This is a genomic window from Vibrio sp. AND4 (assembly GCF_000171815.1).
GTDB lineage: Bacteria > Pseudomonadota > Gammaproteobacteria > Enterobacterales > Vibrionaceae > Vibrio.
Genome location: NZ_ABGR01000141.1, coordinates 1 through 1,046 on the forward strand (window position 1 = coordinate 1; position 1,046 = coordinate 1,046).

The following is a 1,046-nucleotide window of genomic DNA, read 5'->3' on the forward strand; positions in this document are numbered from 1 at the left end:
GATGAGATTTTAATTCAACGTTAATTTTGCTATTCTTTCGCCCACAGTTTGGCCTCTACGGCGCTGTTTCTCAATCAGAATTGAATGAAAACAAGGGCAATGGAGAGCCAAGTTTCCAAGGATGTTCACTCTTTTACTTTGAAAAATAGTAATTAAAAAAGAGGAACCGCAATGAGAGGAAAAAGTCGTGCTTGAAGCCTACCGTAAACACGTCGAAGAGCGTGCTGCTGAAGGGGTTGTTCCTAGACCGCTTGACGCTGAACAAGTTGCTGGACTTGTAGAACTTCTGAAAAATCCCCCACAAGGTGAAGAAGCTTTTATTCTTGACCTACTAGAAAATCGTATCCCGCCAGGTGTCGATGAAGCTGCTTATGTTAAAGCGGGCTTCCTAACTGCGATAGCAAAAGGTGAAGTTGAATCACCATTGGTTAGCCGTGAAAAAGCGGCAGAGCTGCTTGGTACTATGCAAGGTGGTTACAACATCGCTCCCCTGGTTGAATTCTTAGATGATGACCTACTCGCGCCAATCTCAGTGAAAGCCTTGTCTCATACCCTGTTAATGTTTGATGCTTTCTATGATGTTGAAGAGAAAGCCAAATCTGGCAACCAATTCGCCAAGCAAGTCCTGCAATCTTGGGCGGATGCTGAATGGTTCACATCGAAGAAAAAAGTAGCGGAACAAATTACCGTCAAAGTATTTAAAGTTACTGGTGAAACTAACACCGATGACTTGTCACCTGCACCAGATGCGTGGTCACGACCTGATATTCCAGTACATGCGAAAGCGATGCTGAAGATGGAACGTGACGGCATAGTGCCAGACCAACCTGGTAGTGTCGGCCCTATTAATCAGATTGAAGAGCTGCAAAAAGATGGCATACCACTAGCCTATGTGGGCGATGTTGTCGGTACAGGCTCTTCACGTAAATCTGCAACTAACTCAGTCCTTTGGTTTATGGGAGAAGATATCCCATTCGTACCAAACAAACGCACGGGCGGTATCTGTCTGGGCGGTAAGATCGCGCCTATCTTCTATAACACAATGG

Annotated in this window: 1 pseudogene; it reads left to right on the forward strand. The window is 45.1% G+C overall.

Annotated features, from left to right (window positions below):
* Window positions 1–187: 187 nt before the first annotated feature.
* A pseudogene (locus AND4_RS19265) lies at window positions 188–1,046 on the forward strand (aconitate hydratase B); the annotation flags it as partial.